Origin of the sequence: Synechococcus sp. PCC 6716 (assembly GCF_022570815.1) — a bacterium.
In the GTDB taxonomy this organism is placed as follows: Bacteria; Cyanobacteriota; Cyanobacteriia; order Thermosynechococcales; family Thermosynechococcaceae; genus Thermosynechococcus; species Thermosynechococcus lividus.
Genome location: NZ_JAKLTU010000032.1, coordinates 14478 through 29738 on the forward strand (window position 1 = coordinate 14478; position 15261 = coordinate 29738).

The window sequence follows — 15261 nt, forward strand, 5'->3', positions numbered from 1 at the left end:
AAGGACTCAGCGAACTATTGGGTCTGCAGCTAACCTCTAGGTACCAGTGGTCCAAGAGTTCATATACTCAATCTGCTCAGGGGTCAGCGTATCCATCGTAATTCCCATGGCCTGCAGTTTAAGGCGGGCAATTTCTTGATCCACTTCCGTAGGAATGGCGTGAATCCCAGCCGCAAGCTGCCCTTTATGTTTTACTAAGTACTCACAGCCAAGGGCTTGGTTGGCAAAGCTCATATCCATGACACTGGCGGGGKGGCCTTCTGCCGCCGCTAGGTTAATAAGCCGCCCTTCCCCCAAAACAATGATGGATTTGCCACTGGGGAGCACGTACTCTTCGGTAAAATTGCGGACAACCCGCACCTCTTTAGCCAAGGTTTTGAGGGTTGCCAGATCAATTTCAATATCGAAGTGACCGGAGTTGGCCACCATCGCCCCATCCTTCATTACCGCAAAGTGCTCAGCGCGGATCACATGTTTATTCCCCGTCACGGTGATGAAAATATCCCCTTGGGAAGCGGCTTCCAGCATGGGCATCACCCGGAATCCATCCATGACCGCTTCAATGGCACGAACCGGATCAATTTCGGTCACGATCACATTGGCACCCATCCCCCGTGCCCGCAGTGCAGTTCCCTTGCCACMCCAGCCGTAACCGGCGACGACGATGGTTTTGCCAGCCAGCAGAATATTGGTTGCCCGAATAATGCCATCGAGGGTGGACTGGCCGGTGCCATAGCGGTTGTCAAAGAAGTGCTTGGTGTCGGCATCGTTGACGTTAATGGCGGGAAAGGTCAGTACCCCATCGCGAAACATGGCTTTGAGGCGGACAATACCAGTGGTGGTTTCTTCGGTGGTGCCAATAATATCCGCTAGCTGCGACTGCCGTTCTTTGACAAGGGTTGCGACCACATCACAGCCATCATCAATAATGATGTTGGGTTTGTGATCCAAGGCAATGTTGACGTGGCGTCGGTAGGTGTCTGTGTCTTCCCCCTTTTTGGCAAATACGGGAATGCCGTAGTGAGTCACTAAACTAGCAGCGACATCATCCTGGGTGGACAGGGGGTTGCTGGCAATCAGGACTGCGTCGGCACCACCGGCTTTGAGGGCGATCGCCAAGTTAGCGGTTTCTGTGGTGACGTGGCAACAAGCGGCCAAGCGAATGCCAGCGAGGGGCTGCTCTTGGGCAAAGCGATCGCGAATTTGCCGCAGCACTGGCATCTCCCGTCCAGCCCACTCAATCCGTTGTTGCCCCAAGGGGGCTAAGCTCAAATCTTTAACGTCGTGACGAACGGTAGTGTCAGGATTGACCGCGGAAGAGACCATGCTGCAATGCCTTAAGACAGGTTACGGCTACTCATTATACGCAACAGTTGTGCATCATAGGTGGATAGTCCCTCAACCGAGCCTCAACCTAGAATGTCTATGGCTAAGCGTCTGCTGTCCCTGAATTTTTTGCTGTGTCTGTGTCTTGCCCTTGTCCTAGTGGTCGCTCAGGCACAGTTACCAAGTATTGCCCAACCCACTGCAACGACCACGGCACCATCTCCTGAGGCGGAAGGCTATCCGGTGACGATTGATGGCGAGGTCATTGTTGAGGTTCGCCATGGTCTGGGGTCTTTTAGTGCCCAAGAGCGGGCAGAAGCAATCCGCAGGCGAATTTTGCAGGTGGCAGAGCAGGATGAGATTCCCCTAGAGAGCATCACGATTAAAAAAATTGGCGATCGCCGCGAGGTGGCCGTTGTCCAAGGCGATCGCCCGCTGTTAACGGTAACGGCTGACGATGCTGGCGAGCGCTTAATTAGCCAAGAGGCGGCGGCGGCAGAGCTGGCCCAGCGCATCCGGAAGGTCATTGGGCAGTACCGTCAGGATCGAGCGCCGCAACGCCTGCTGCAAAACATCGTGTATGCCGTGCTCTCAACCCTTCTCACACTGATTGTGTGCTCAGTGATTATTCGCGTATCGGCAAAGATATTTCAGCCCATCACTCGCTGGGGGGCGCAGCGCATCCCGACCCTGCGGCTGCAAAATTTTGAAATTATTTCTACAGAAGCTATTCAAACATGGCTGCTGCGCGCTCTCCAATTTGCACGGCTTTTTTTGTTATTGTTTATTCTCTACCTTTACCTAACGTTTGTTTTTAACTTATTTCCGTGGACCCGTGCCTTTGGCCAAAATTTTCTCAATCATTTTCTGTTTTCTCTGGAACTGGTATTCACCGGGATTGGTAACTATTTGCCAAATTTGGTAGCGATCGCCGTCATTATTACCATTACCTATTACATCCTCAAGGGCGTTCGCGCCATTTTCTACGCCATTGAAACAGACCGCTTGGTCATTCCTGGGTTTTATACCGACTGGGCGAAACCTACCTATAACCTGCTGCTGATTTTAATTGTGGCCATGGCGGCGGTGGTGGTGTTCCCCTACTTGCCGGGGTTCGACTCTCCGGCATTTCGGGGCATTTCTGTCTTCTTAGGGATTCTATTTTCGTTGGGTTCCACCTCGGCGATCGCCAACGTGGTCGGGGGCGTGATCCTCATTTACACTCGCGCTTTCCAGCAGGGAGACCTGATTCAAATTGGCGATGTTCAAGGAATTGTTATCCAAAAAACCTTGCTCGTGACCCGTGTCTGTCGCCCCAACAACCAAGTTGTTACGATTCCCAACTCCTCGCTGCTCAATAGCAACGTCACCAACCTATCCGTAGCCATTCGCGAGCTAGACCGCCCCTTGATTTTGCAAACCACTATTACCCTTGGCTATGATGTTCCCTGGCGCGATGTCTATGCGGCGATGATTGAGGCGGGGCGGCGCACCACTGGTATTTTGGCTGATCCGGCTCCCTTTGTCTGGCAAACCGCCCTCAACGACTTTCACATCAGCTATCAACTCAATGTCTATACCCAAGATTGGCCGCGGGTGCCGTGGATCCTCTCAGAACTCCACGAACACTTGCAAGATGCCTGTAACGAAGCGGGAATCGAGATTATGTCCCCCAGCTATTTAGCCCTACGGGATGGCAACACCAGTACCATGCCCAGCAATTACCTTGGGGATGACTACCAGCCCCCGGGCTTTCGGGTCACCCTGCCAAAGTAGGTGAGAGGTCGAATCGCTCTTGTGCCTCTCTCACCCGTGCTTGGAGATCGGGTGAAAGCCAAGGAATATATTGGGGGTAAATCGGTAAGCGCGGAACTAGCTGCCAGCCCCATCCCCGAAGCTGTGCTTTGAGCGCCCCTAAATCCCTGTGGGGATAGTCTGGATTCACATGATCAAGGGGGACAATCCCCCCTAAATCCCGTGCGCCAAATGCTAAACAGGCTCGCAACACATCAGGATGGGTGACTAAGTTGGCAGGAATTTGCAGGGTGATGTCCTCAGGCAGGAGCGATCGCGCCCATTGAACCACCTGCGGTAGTTGAGCGACATCAAAGGAGGGCAAGGCCTCCTGCTGCTGCTGGCCAGGGCGATGGGGTTGCAAAATCACCTCTTGAATGTGACCCCAGCGCTGATGACACTTAGCAATCGCAGCAAGGGAGTCCTGCCAATCCTCAGGATCTTCACCAATGCCCAGCAGTACGCCTGTTGTAAAGGGAATGCCAAGCTCCCCCGCCTGCTCTAGTTGGGCGTAGCGCAATTCAGGAACCTTACTAGGAGCGTGGCGATGCACCGTTTGTAGCAGTTTGGGGGTGAGTTGCTCCAACATTAACCCCATGGAGACATTCACTTGCTTTAGATAGCCCATTTCCGCACGAGTTAAAGGCCCGGCATTGGTATGGGGCAAAAAGCCATAGTCTAGGGCCAGCGCAGCTAAATCGTAAAGATGCTGCACCCACTTGCTGCGCTGTGGACTATTGGGGGCAACTTCGCCACTGAGAATGAGGATTTCACAGACGTGATGCGGACTCAAGCGCGCCAACTGATCCGCCGCTGCCGCCAGACTCAACGAGCCGCTCGTACCAATATCATGGCGAAAGTTGCAGTAGGTGCAACGATTAAAACATTCATAGGTAGGCACAAGGGTAAACGCAGGACTATAGGTAATCCAGGAGTAGGGCATAGCACCAGTTCACTGGTTTGGACGTGACTGTAGCTTAACGAGTAGAGTAATCTCCACGATAATGAAATCTTCGTTAAACGGGTTGTCGTTGAGCAAGGTGATCAATATACTGAGAAAAATAATCAATAAGTTCCTCGCACACATCTCACAAATGCAAGATGTCAGCATCAAATTGGCAACCTTTTATCTACATCGGCGATGCGCCCTGCAAAAGAAGACTAATGGCTAGCAAGATGACGCTGGCAGACGCACAGGTGGGCGATCGCTACCGCATTGTCGAATTGACCTGTGACAATCCGCAGCAACTTTTTGGTATGGGCTTAACACCGGGAGCTATCGTCTCTGTTGTACAGCGAACACCCCAAGGCTCAGCAATCATTTCTTTAGATCAGCAGCGGTTCTGCTTGAACTGCGAACTGGCTCAATCTGTCGTTGTTTCACCGCTTCGGGGTGAATCGGGGCACATCAGTTTACGCACTGCCCCTGTGGGTGCACGCCTGCGGGTGGTGGGCTATGCCCCAACCGCCACATTTTACAAACGCAAATTACTCTCAATGGGCTTAACGCCGGGCACTGAGCTTGAGATTGTTCGCCATGCACCTTTGGGAGACCCAACCGATATTCGGGTGCGGCAATTTCATCTGAGCCTCCGTAAAGAGGAAGCCGATGCACTCCAAGTGTGTGAGATTTAGGATAGAGACAGTGCTATGAAAATCACCATTGCTCTGATCGGTAACCCTAACTGCGGCAAGACAACGGTTTTTAACGGCCTGACGGGCGCAAACCAACGGGTGGGGAACTGGCCAGGGGTGACGGTAGAGCGTAAAGATGGGCAATATTGCGATGGGGATTTGATCGTTGCGGTGGTTGACTTGCCGGGGATCTATACCCTAGATGCCTCTGAGGGCGGCAGTAGTCTCGACGAGCGGGTGGCACGGGATTTCCTGCTTCAGGATCACTACACCTTGGTGGTGAATATCTTAGATGCAAGCAACTTAGAGCGGAATTTGTACCTCACTAGCCAACTTCTGGATATGGGGGTACCCCTGATTTTGGTGCTCAATATGATGGATGTGGCGACGGCGCAGGGGGGAATTATTGATCCTGCTGCTCTTGCAGAGCGCTTGGGGGTGCCTGTTTTGCCGTTTTGTGCCAAGGAGAAACGCCAGTTTGCCACATTGCGCACAGCCATTCGCTCAGCAGCCTGTCAGCCTCCTAGGCCACAGGCCTATCCACCTCACCCTGCGGTCATTGAGGAGGCGATCGCCGATTTATTGGCACAGGGAATTAGCCATCGTGGCCAAGCCTTAGCGTGGCTCCAATACACGGAGGCAGTTCCTGAAGATCAGGTACCACGCTTACGGGAGTGGCGGCGTAACATCCACCAAACCCTTGGGGAAGATATTGATTTACTCATTGCCGACAGTCGCTACAGATGGATTGAACAGCTGCTAACGAGCGTTTACACAAAAAGCAAGCGCTCTTACACCAGCGTTTCCGATCGCATCGATCAAATTGTGCTCAATCGCTGGCTGGGAATTCCCATCTTTTTGGTTGTGATGTATCTCGTCTTTCTGGTAGCGATCAATGTCGGCGGTGCATTCATTGACTTTTTTGATACTGCTGTCGGCACCTTAGTTGTCGGCTGGCCAGCCCAAATCCTGCAAGATCTACGTGCCCCTGGGTGGCTCATTGGGCTAATTGCCGATGGGATTGGTGGCGGCATTCAGACAACTTCTACCTTTATTCCCCAAATTGGCTTGCTGTTTATTTTCCTCACCTTTTTGGAAGACTCCGGCTATCTCGCGCGGGCTGCTTTTGTGATGGATCGGCTGATGCGCATTTTGGGGTTGCCAGGGAAGTCCTTTGTACCCATGATGGTCTCCTTTGGCTGCAATATCCCTGGGATTATGGCCACCCGTACCCTAGAAAACCGACGCGATCGCCTCATGACCATTGTGATGAATCCGTTTATGTCCTGTGGGGCGCGCTTGCCAGTTTATGCCCTTTTTGTGGCTGCTTTCTTTCCCCGTAACGGCCAGAATCTCGTCTTTCTACTTTACGTGCTTGGTATTGCTGCCGCCATCTTTACTGGCTTTGTTATGAAGCACACCCTTTTCCAAGGAGACATTGCCCCGTTTGTGATGGAGCTACCCCCTTACCACTTGCCGACCCTCAAAGGTGTACTACTGCGGGCGTGGGATCGCCTGAAAGCCTTTCTTACTCGGGCGGGCAAGATGATTGTGGCGCTAGTTGTAATTTTGGGGCTGCTCAACTCCGTGGGCATCGATGGCAGTTTTGGTCAGCAAGATAGCAGCAATTCGATTCTGAGTGCCTTTAGTCGGCAAATTACGCCAGTTTTTAGCCCCATGGGCATCCAACAAGAGAACTGGCCAGCAACGGTAGGACTCTTTACCGGTGTTTTTGCCAAAGAAGTGATGGTAGGCACCATGGATGCCCTCTACACCGATCTAGCCCGGCAAGAGGCCATAGTTAATGCCACTGAACTAGAGCCAGAGCCACCCTTTTCCCTGTTAGGTGGCCTCAAAGAAGCGGTTGCCAGCATCCCCAAAAACCTAGCAGAGCTACCGGGGCAAATTTTTGACCCCTTGCAATTCAATGTCTTAGAAGAGGCAGACAACCCAGAAGCTGCCGCAGACGTCCAAGGCGTAAACTACACCGTCTTTGGTCAAATGGCAAAGCGCTTTGACAGCCCCACCGCTGCCATTGCCTTCCTCTTGTTTGTATTGCTCTACTTCCCCTGCGTTTCTGCAACTGCGGCGGTTTATCGCGAAACCAACTTGGGCTGGACTGTCTTTGTTGCTGGTTGGACAACCGGCTTAGCCTACTGGGTGGCCACCGCCTACTACCAGCTGATGACATTGTCTAAGCATCCATATTTTTCTGTGTCATGGCTGGTGGGGCTGGCACTGGTGATGACGGGGGTGCTCTGGATGCTCAAACGCAAGGGCGATGCCCAGCCTTGGCGGCGACAGCCCTCAACAGAGGTTTGACTACTTCAGCGGAGGCTTAATTGTGTTGTTGCAAGTACAGTCCTACATCAAAGAGCATCACGTGGTTTCCATGGCGCAGTTGGCCACCCACTTTGACAAGTCTCCCGCTGTCCTAGAGCCTCTCCTGGTTCAGTTAATTCGCAAAGGACGGCTGGAAAAACTAGCGGCTCCCCGTTGTGGTGGCTGTCACCAGTGCCACTCTACAGACCTTGACCTATACCAGTGGAGAAGTACCAATGCTATCAACTGCAATGATCAATCGCCTGAACGAGCAAATTAACCTAGAAATTGCTTCGGCACATCTATACCTGCAAATGAGTTCCTGGTGCGCTTACAAAAGCCTTGAGGGCTGCGCTACCTTTTTAAGTGCCCATGCTGACGAAGAAATGGCACATATGCGGCGGTTGCTCAACTACATGCATGAAACGGGTGCCCTTGCCATTTTGGGCGGCATGGAAGCCCCACCACACGAATTCAATTCGCTTAAGGAAATGTTCACAAAGGTTTATGCGCACGAACAATTTGTGACCCATAAAATCAATGAGCTAGTTCATCTTGCAAACACAGAACCTGACTATGCCACTTTGCAATTTTTGCAGTGGTATGTAGCGGAGCAACATCAGGAAGAGTTCCTCTTTAAGAGTATTCTCGACAAAATTGAGCTGATCGGCACCGAAGGCCAAGGGTTATTCTTCATTGATAAAGAAATTAGCCAACTCTCTCAATCAAAAATCGCTTCCTCAGCCCAACCGTGAGGCAAAGCAACGTGCCGCTTGCAAAAGTGTCATGTGCTGCTTATCCCTCTACAAAAGTGTGGGTTAGTCTTTACTTAGTGAGGAGTGATTCGCAAACAAAAGTCTCGGGGTCGAAACACGGCAAGACTCCCGAGACTTTTTATTTTGCCGTTGAATGCTTGCCGTTGGTTTTATGCCCCTACGTATCTCCGGTCAGCGATCGCTCAAAACGATTACCGGTCACACCACTCGCCCCACCAGTGCTAAGGTACGCCAAGCGGTTTTTAATATTTGGCAGGGGCGCATTCAACGTTGTCGGTGGCTAGATTTGTGTGCCGGAACCGGAGCGATGGGGGCAGAGGCACTAATTCGCGGTGCACAGTGGGTAGTGGCCATTGAACAGTCAGCCGCAGCGTGCCAAGTGATCCGCCAGAATTGGAGCGCCGTTGCGCAGCCAGAACAACAAACCTTGATTCTGCGTGGGGATGTTCGCCAAAAACTTCAGCACCTCCCCCTCCCCGAGTTTGACTTCATTTACTTTGACCCTCCCTACAACAGCAACCTCTATTTACCAGTGCTGGAGCTCCTTTGGCAGCAACAGCGCTTAGCTGTGGGGGGCGAAATAGCGGTAGAATGCCGCACCAAAGACCCACCAGATTTGGGGGCGATCGCCCAGATTGGCTGGCAGCAGCACCGACTGAAAACCTACGGCAGCACGATGCTGATCTTACTGCAGGCAGGCAACCCTCAACAGTCCTGTCCACAGCGCCATTAGCTACAAACCGCCGAGAAGCCCCGCTCTCTATGCGCTAGCATGAGTTCGGGAGTATGTCACGGTGAGAGCCTTTTCATGCGCGTAATTTTAATGACGGGTAAAGGTGGCGTTGGTAAGACCTCAGTCGCAGCAGCGACGGGGTTACGCTGTGCTGAGTTGGGGTACAAAACCCTTGTTCTCAGTACGGATCCGGCTCACTCCCTAGCCGATAGCTTTGACCTAGAGTTGGGGCATGTGCCTGCTCCTGTGGCCGAGAACCTCTGGGGAGCAGAGTTAGATGCCTTGATGGAGCTGGAGGATAACTGGGGAGCGGTGAAGCGCTACATTACCCAAGTGTTGCAGGCACGGGGGCTAGAGGGGATACAGGCCGAAGAACTCGCCATCTTGCCGGGGATGGATGAAATTTTTGCCCTCGTACGGATGAAGCGGCACTATGACGAGGGTCAGTACGATGTCCTGATTATTGATTCGGCACCCACGGGAACGGCACTGCGGCTGTTGAGTTTGCCTGAGGTGAGCGGCTGGTATATGCGCCGCTTTTATAAACCCTTGCAGCGGATGTCGGTGGCCTTGCGCCCCATTGTGGAGCCAATTTTCAAGCCCTTGGTGGGCTTTTCGCTACCGGATCAGGCGGTGATGGATGCACCTTACGAGTTCTATGAACAAATTGAAGCCCTCGAAAAAGTCCTCACCGACAACACCCAAACCTCGGTACGGCTGGTCACAAATCCTGAAAAAATGGTTCTTAAGGAGTCCCTACGCGCTCATGCTTACTTGAGCTTGTACAATGTGGCCACAGATTTGGTGGTCGCTAACCGCATCTTACCAGAAACAGTCAGCGATCCCTTTTTTAGCCGCTGGAAAGAGACGCAGCAGCAGTACCGCCAAGAAATTCACGACAATTTCCGACCCCTACCGGTCAAAGAAGTGCCCCTGTTTGCCGAGGAACTCTGTGGTCTGGCTGCCCTGAAGCGTCTTAAGGAAACGCTCTACGCCGATGAAGACCCTGCCCAAGTCTATTACCAAGAGCAAACAATTCGGGTGGTGCCCAGTGATGGCCAGTACAGCCTCGAACTCTATTTACCCGGGATCCCTAAGGAAAAAATCGAACTGAATAAAACTGCTGACGAGTTAAGTATTCGCATTGGTAACCATCGGCGTAATATGGTGCTACCGCAGGGATTAGCCGCCATGCAGCCAGTTGGCGCCAAAATGGAGGCAGACTACTTGAAAATTCGCTTTGCTACTGCGGCGGTCAGTGGATAATCTACTGCTGTTTTGAGATGTGCTGAGATTACACTTGTGACCTCCTCTGTGCCTTCGTTGGCGATCGCCACGACTGATTTAACGATGGTGTACCAGTCGGGGCATCAATTGACCCCAGTGTTACACGGCATTAATCTCAGTATTCAGACAGGCCATATCCATTTGCTGATGGGGCCTTCCGGCTCCGGTAAAACAACGCTGCTCTCGATTTTAGCCGGAATTTTGACCCCCACTAGCGGCAAAGTATTTGTTCTAGGGCAAGACATTACCCAGATGAAAAAGAACGAATTAGCGAGGTTTCGCCTCAACAACATTGGGTTTGTCTTCCAGAGTTTTAATCTTTTTCCAGCCTTAACCGCTTTAGAAAATGTAGAGATTGCCTTCAACCTGAAGGGGGTTGCCACGAAGGATGCGAAGGTGCGTGCTGCCAAGCTTTTAGACGAAGTGGGCTTAGGCGATCGCCTCAACTTCTTACCGCAAAACCTCTCAGGCGGGCAAAAGCAGCGAGTTGCGATCGCCCGGGCACTGGCCGGCGATCCAAAAATTATTTTTGCCGATGAACCGACTGCGTCTCTTGACTCCCAAAGTGGCCAGCAAGTCATTAAAATTCTCTACAAGCTAGCAAAGCAAAAGGGATGTACGGTAATGATTGTCACCCACGATCCGCGAATCATCCCCATTGCCGATCGCATTACCAAAATTGAAGATGGTCGTATTCAGACCGATTAGGGTCACTCAGCCTGAATCACCCTTGATTATGGCTGTGCAACCGACGGGGATTGGGTTGGAGCAGGTTGCTGAGGTGCGGGTGAGCGCAGGTAGGCTCCCACAAAAATAGCTGCGACCACGGTGGCGATCGCCCCTAGGCCAATCATCCACCTCAGCCCATGATGGGACTGGGGTTCGTGCACCGTGGCTTTATTCGCTTGGGAAGAGGTGTCACCACCCTCACTGGCCAAGGTATCCTTGGCAGCGGGCTTGACCGGTTCCGTTTCAATACTGAGAGCCGTTTTGGCCGCCCCCACCAATTCACGGCTGGGTGGACGGCGCAACTCCCCACTGAACTCCATTCCCACCAACGTTTCCTTGGCACCGCGCAAATCCGACTTAATACTTTGAAAGGCGATGGACTGGAGGTATTGGCTAAACTCCGTCTCCGCCATTGACACCATCATGTAAGAAGCCTTGGCTTTGCGGCCAAAGAGAATCACGTCCCCATGGTGAAGTTCATGGCTGGAAATCCGTTTGCCATTGACAAACGTACCGTTCGTGCTGGGCTTGCCATTGGCATTGCCATCCACCAAGCGGTAACGATAGTTCGTGGTACCCGGCACAGGCACCCGCAACAGAATCGCGTGCTGTCGTGATACGGTCTCAAAGTCTAAGACAATCGCGTTGCTTTCGTCGCGCCCTAAGGAGTAAGCAGCCGCCTCAAGGGCGATCGCGCGTCGCCCACCCACCATATTCAAAATCAAAACATGACGCTCTTGTGCCAAGCTGTTCATTTTAATCTATCCCCCGTGAGTCCATAAACAACCACGGCCAATGGCAGGATGATGAGAAGAGGTCATCCTGAGCGTTCTGAGGCGCTCAGTCACGCACCGCTGCAAATATTGATGACGCTTGCAAAAGTGGCCTAGGCTGTCAATCTACTTTTACCTTTGCGTGATCTGACGGAGAACTGCTGTGATGCTGATCACAAACATGTCAAGAATTGTCAAATCTTAAGGTTTGGCTAGATAAGACTTGGCCAGATTTGGCACAGATTCTGTGTTAACACAGCCACGCATAACGAATCGTAACAAGTCACCCCTGCTACCACTGAAGACCCCAAAAGCTGCCTAGAATTGATGTAGATTAAACCGTGCTTGGAGTGTCTTCCTATGGCCACAGATTTTAATCGCGGCATTATGAAGTTTGAAGGGGCAGATAGCCCTGTGATGATCGCAGCTTCAGCGGTACTGATTCTTGGCTTTATTGCTGTGTTGATTTGGTGGGCGCTGCATACGGCTTACGCTTAGGGAGCTTGTCGCTCCAGATGGATAATATGTTCGGTCAGGGCAGCAAAGGTTTCATCATGGCTAATGACAAATAGCTGTCTAAAACTTCTCAGATTAGCTAGGTTTTCTGCTAGCTGCTGACGGCGCTCGTGATCCATATTGGTCGTGGGTTCATCAAAGAAGGCCACGTCTGTGGCGGCTAAAATTCGCAGCAGGGCAAGGCGTACCGCAAGGGCAGCGCACATCTGCTCACCCCCAGAAAGGCTCCTAAAACTACGCCAGTGCCCGCCCTCGTTCACGTGAATGTCGTAGTCCGACAGCCACCGAAGGGCAACGTCAGGACGGTTGAGTAACTCGCGAAAGAGACGGTCGGCTTCGTGCGAAATGCTGTGCAGGTACGCCTCGCTAACGCGGGGGCCACTGGTTCGGTAAATTTCCCGCGCCGTCACGATAAAATGGTGTCGCTGTTGGTACTCAGCGAGGGTTTGGCGGCTACGGGCAAGCTGTTGCGCCACCGCCTCAAGATGCTGGAGGGCGTCTGCATAATGCTGATATTGTCTCTCCTTTTCGGGAATTGCCCCTAGGAGGGTTTGATACTCGCGGCTGAGTTGCTCATGGCGAGCTGTGACCTCCCTTAAGCGATCCACATCTATGCGCTGGGCTTGGGTCTGGTAGTCCTGCGCTAGGGTGACACAGGTGTTTTGGAGGGCGGCATAGGTGGCTTGTGCCTCTGCAAGCGCCGCTTGGTAGGCGGCCACTTGGCTAGCTTGGTGTTGGTGCTGGAGATAGGTTTGGTAGGCGTGCTCTAGGGTCGCCAATTCCTCTGTGAGGGCTTGGCGCTTCTGCTCTAAGGCTTGATAGTACTGGCGTTGACGGTATAGGGGCGCAAGCTCGCTGTTCAATTGCGCTTGGTGTTGTACTAGCTCTTGGACTGCTGTTTCAATGTCCGGTGCTGACTGCTGTTGCTCTAGGAGAACCTGTTGTTGGGCGCGGGGTTGCCCCAGTGCCTCTAGCTCTGTGCTCAGCTTGGCGTGCTGACGCTGCAACTGGGCGAGTTGGCTGTAGCGGGGGATCAACTGCCGTTGGCGATCGCCAAGGGCACTCAGGTGTTCGTGTAATCGCGCTTTTTCAGCGGCAAGGGGGTGCCATTGCAGGAGTGAGCGTTCGGCAGCGGCAGCGGCAGCAATGTCCGCGTCGAGTTGCGCGAGGAGAGGGGTCAGCAGGTCTTGCTCAGAGGGATCAAGGCGCTTGAGGAGTGCTTCAAGGTCGTTGAGCAACTGCTGATGGTTGGCTTGCAGGTGTTGCAGCGCTTGCAGGCCTAAGGTCACAGCTGGGGTGAGCAAGGCAAAGTCTTGGGCGGCGGTCAGTTCGTGCATGGCTTGGCGAGTTAGAGGAGCGATGGCGGCGGCTTGGGTTGTGGCGCTTGCAACGATGGGGGCAAGGGTGGCGGCAAAGGCTTGGGCGGCGCTGAGGTGGCTTATCTGGGCTGCGAGGCGATCGCGCTCCTGCTGTTTCTGGTTTAGGGTGGCAGCAAGGGGGCGTTGAGCATCAAGGGCAGCCAATTGCTGCTCCAGTTCAACAAGGCGGAGTTGGGCGCGTTGAATTTGCTCCTCAAGATGGGTGGCCTCTTGAGCTGCCTGCTCCGCCGCTCGCAGTTGGGCGTGGACTAGGGCTAATTCCTGCTCAAGGGCATCCGCCGCCGCAATCTGGGGGGCAAGGGCAGCCAGTTGGGACTCAATCGTAGCGATCGCTTGGCGTTGGGCTTCAAGGCGTGCCAGTTTGGTTGCGGCTCGCTGCTGTCGCTGCTCGCGCTCAGCAATCTGCTGCTCAAGGGTACCCTGCTCCTTTAACTGCCGCTCGAGGCTCCGCAGTGTTTGTTGCAGTTCGCAATAGCGATCGTAGGTTGCCTGAGAGTCTTGGCAGCGCGCTTGACTCAATTGCGCGGCGGCTAGCTGTTGGTGGCGATCGCGGCAAAGCTGCTCCTGCTGTTCAAGTTGGTGTTGCAGCCGCTGCTGTTGCTGCGCTAAGTGCTCAAGAGCTGCCACTTCTGCCTCAAGCTGCGCCCGTTCCTGGGCCAAGGCGTGACACACCTGAGCGAGGCGATCGCGCTGTTGGTAGTCCTGCGCCAATTCTGCGGCTAGAGCTTGCGCCTTGGTGGTATAGTCGTCGCGGCTGGCTAGCGCCTGCTCATGGCGGGCAATAGTTTCCCGGAGGTGCTGCAGGCGGGTTTCGGAGTGTTTTTCTAGCGCCAAGGCGGCATCGTAGGCGCGGCGATAGTCATCCACCTGCAAGATAGGCTCAAAAATTGCGCGGCGCTGAGCGGCTGTACCGAAAAAGTCGGCGGTCATCATCCCTTGGGGAATGCCGATCACCTGCTCAAAGAGGTCTTTAAGGGGCAAGGCACTGTTGATCCCCAAATGTTCCTTGAGCCATTGCTGTACCTCGTCCCGCCGCGACAACACCAGCGCCTGTAACTGGGGGTCAAAAATGCTATAGCCGCTACGGGTACTGCGTTTAACCACGTAGGAGCGACCATCCGCCGCCGAAATAAACTGAACCGTTGCCTCAGCATGGGTTGCGCCCTTGCGAATAATTGCTTTGTTAAAGCCAGACCCATAACCGGAGGTGGCATCAAATAGAACCCAAGCAATGGCTTCTAAAAGGCTTGTTTTGCCCGCCCCATTTTCGCCACAGATAACATTCACCCCGCGGCAAAAGTTAACAGTGCGATCGCGATGGGTTTTGAAATTAGTTAAGGTCAGCCGCTGAATTTCCACTCCGGCCTCCTAGGCGTGGCTCGGTACCGGCAATGAGGCGCTGGATATTACTCTGGTGCCGCCAAATAACAAAGGCACTAGCTAAAATACTAAAACCAACAAAGGGCAGCGATCCTGTAAACCACCAAAACCAAAGGGGTAGAGACAGCGCCGCTAGAATCGAGCCAAGAGAGACAATGCGACTCAGGGCAAGTACCACAAGGAAGACACCAAAGGTGACCAATCCTGTCGGCCAGTTCAGCGCCAAGAGCACCCCCAAGCTGGTGGCAACGGATTTGCCGCCCCGCCATCCCAGCCAAATAGGTTTACTGTGCCCCACCACCGCCACTAGGGCGATCGCCAACAGGCAGTAGTCTCCCCACGCTGGCGGCACCGTACTCCAGGGTTGAGCGAGGCTCCAGCGAGCCGCAACAACGGCAACCGTTCCCTTGAGCACATCAACAACAAAGGTGAACAGCCCCGCGCCTTTGCCCACCACCCGCAGGACATTGGTGGCGCCTGTGGAGCCAGAGCCATGATCGCGAATGTCAATACCGCGTAGGTGCTTGGCCACCCAATAGCCCGTCGGAATTGAGCCGAGTAGATAGCTTGTCAGCACCATAACCCCAAGGATGACTGCGGTGCTCACCTGT

Annotated in this window: 14 protein-coding genes; 9 read left to right on the forward strand and 5 right to left on the reverse strand. The window is 53.5% G+C overall.

The window, feature by feature from the left end; genetic code table 11:
* Positions 1 to 36: 36 nt before the first annotated feature.
* Positions 37 to 1326 (reverse strand): adenosylhomocysteinase, encoded by a 1290-nt coding sequence (ahcY, locus tag L5220_RS11685; RefSeq protein ID WP_499573746.1) that lies wholly within the window; start codon positions 1324 to 1326, stop codon positions 37 to 39.
* 99 nt (positions 1327 to 1425) lie between these two features.
* On the opposite strand from ahcY, the gene L5220_RS11690 reads away from it, so the two are divergent.
* Positions 1426 to 3102, forward strand: a complete 1677-nt coding sequence (locus tag L5220_RS11690) for a mechanosensitive ion channel family protein (protein ID WP_499573748.1) — start codon at positions 1426 to 1428, stop codon at positions 3100 to 3102.
* Here the strand turns inward: L5220_RS11690 and cofG are convergent.
* Entirely contained in the window at positions 3086 to 4063 is a 978-nt protein-coding gene (gene cofG, locus L5220_RS11695) for a 7,8-didemethyl-8-hydroxy-5-deazariboflavin synthase subunit CofG (protein ID WP_499573750.1), read from the reverse strand. The genes L5220_RS11690 and cofG overlap by 17 nt on opposite strands.
* 221 nt (positions 4064 to 4284) lie before the next feature.
* On the opposite strand from cofG, the gene L5220_RS11700 reads away from it, so the two are divergent.
* The 7 genes from L5220_RS11700 (at position 4285) to L5220_RS11730 (ending at position 10581) form a co-directional block, all read left to right on the forward strand.
* Positions 4285 to 4755 carry a FeoA family protein gene (locus L5220_RS11700; RefSeq protein ID WP_448513774.1) on the forward strand — a complete coding sequence of 157 codons (471 nt, stop codon included), beginning with the start codon at positions 4285 to 4287 and terminating at the stop codon, positions 4753 to 4755.
* A gap of 15 nt (positions 4756 to 4770) precedes the next feature.
* On the forward strand, positions 4771 to 7077 hold the full coding sequence (gene feoB, locus L5220_RS11705; RefSeq protein WP_499573753.1) for a Fe(2+) transporter permease subunit FeoB: 2307 nt from the start codon (positions 4771 to 4773) through the stop codon (positions 7075 to 7077).
* 22 nt (positions 7078 to 7099) lie between these two features.
* A complete protein-coding gene (locus tag L5220_RS11710) occupies positions 7100 to 7357 on the forward strand; it encodes a FeoC-like transcriptional regulator (RefSeq protein WP_448513772.1) in 258 nt (85 codons plus the stop codon).
* Positions 7314 to 7832, forward strand: coding sequence for a non-heme ferritin (gene ftnA, locus L5220_RS11715; RefSeq protein WP_499573754.1), 519 nt, complete (start codon positions 7314 to 7316; stop codon positions 7830 to 7832). Before L5220_RS11710 ends, ftnA begins: the two co-directional genes overlap by 44 nt.
* Before the next feature lie 172 nt (positions 7833 to 8004).
* Positions 8005 to 8586, forward strand: a complete 582-nt coding sequence (gene rsmD, locus L5220_RS11720; protein WP_499573758.1) for a 16S rRNA (guanine(966)-N(2))-methyltransferase RsmD — start codon at positions 8005 to 8007, stop codon at positions 8584 to 8586.
* 75 nt (positions 8587 to 8661) lie between these two features.
* Positions 8662 to 9852, forward strand: a complete 1191-nt coding sequence (locus L5220_RS11725) for a TRC40/GET3/ArsA family transport-energizing ATPase (RefSeq protein WP_099798282.1) — start codon at positions 8662 to 8664, stop codon at positions 9850 to 9852.
* Positions 9853 to 9888: 36 nt separating this feature from the next.
* On the forward strand, positions 9889 to 10581 hold the full coding sequence (locus tag L5220_RS11730) for an ABC transporter ATP-binding protein (protein ID WP_499498393.1): 693 nt from the start codon (positions 9889 to 9891) through the stop codon (positions 10579 to 10581).
* 26 nt (positions 10582 to 10607) lie between these two features.
* Here the strand turns inward: L5220_RS11730 and L5220_RS11735 are convergent, their stop codons facing one another.
* Positions 10608 to 11357 carry an FHA domain-containing protein gene (locus L5220_RS11735; protein ID WP_499573761.1) on the reverse strand — a complete coding sequence of 250 codons (750 nt, stop codon included), beginning with the start codon at positions 11355 to 11357 and terminating at the stop codon, positions 10608 to 10610.
* Between the two features lie 378 nt (positions 11358 to 11735).
* On the opposite strand from L5220_RS11735, the gene L5220_RS11740 reads away from it, so the two are divergent.
* The gene (locus L5220_RS11740) at positions 11736 to 11873 is read left to right on the forward strand and encodes a hypothetical protein (RefSeq protein WP_198406142.1); all 138 of its coding nucleotides are present in this window, start codon (positions 11736 to 11738) and stop codon (positions 11871 to 11873) included.
* Here L5220_RS11740 and L5220_RS11745 read toward each other — a convergent pair.
* Both L5220_RS11745 and plsY read right to left on the reverse strand, forming a co-directional pair.
* Entirely contained in the window at positions 11870 to 14629 is a 2760-nt protein-coding gene (locus L5220_RS11745; RefSeq protein WP_499573764.1) for an AAA family ATPase, read from the reverse strand. The genes L5220_RS11740 and L5220_RS11745 overlap by 4 nt on opposite strands.
* Entirely contained in the window at positions 14601 to 15257 is a 657-nt protein-coding gene (gene plsY / locus L5220_RS11750) for a glycerol-3-phosphate 1-O-acyltransferase PlsY (RefSeq protein WP_099798280.1), read from the reverse strand. Before plsY ends, L5220_RS11745 begins: the two co-directional genes overlap by 29 nt.
* Positions 15258 to 15261 lie beyond the last annotated feature (4 nt).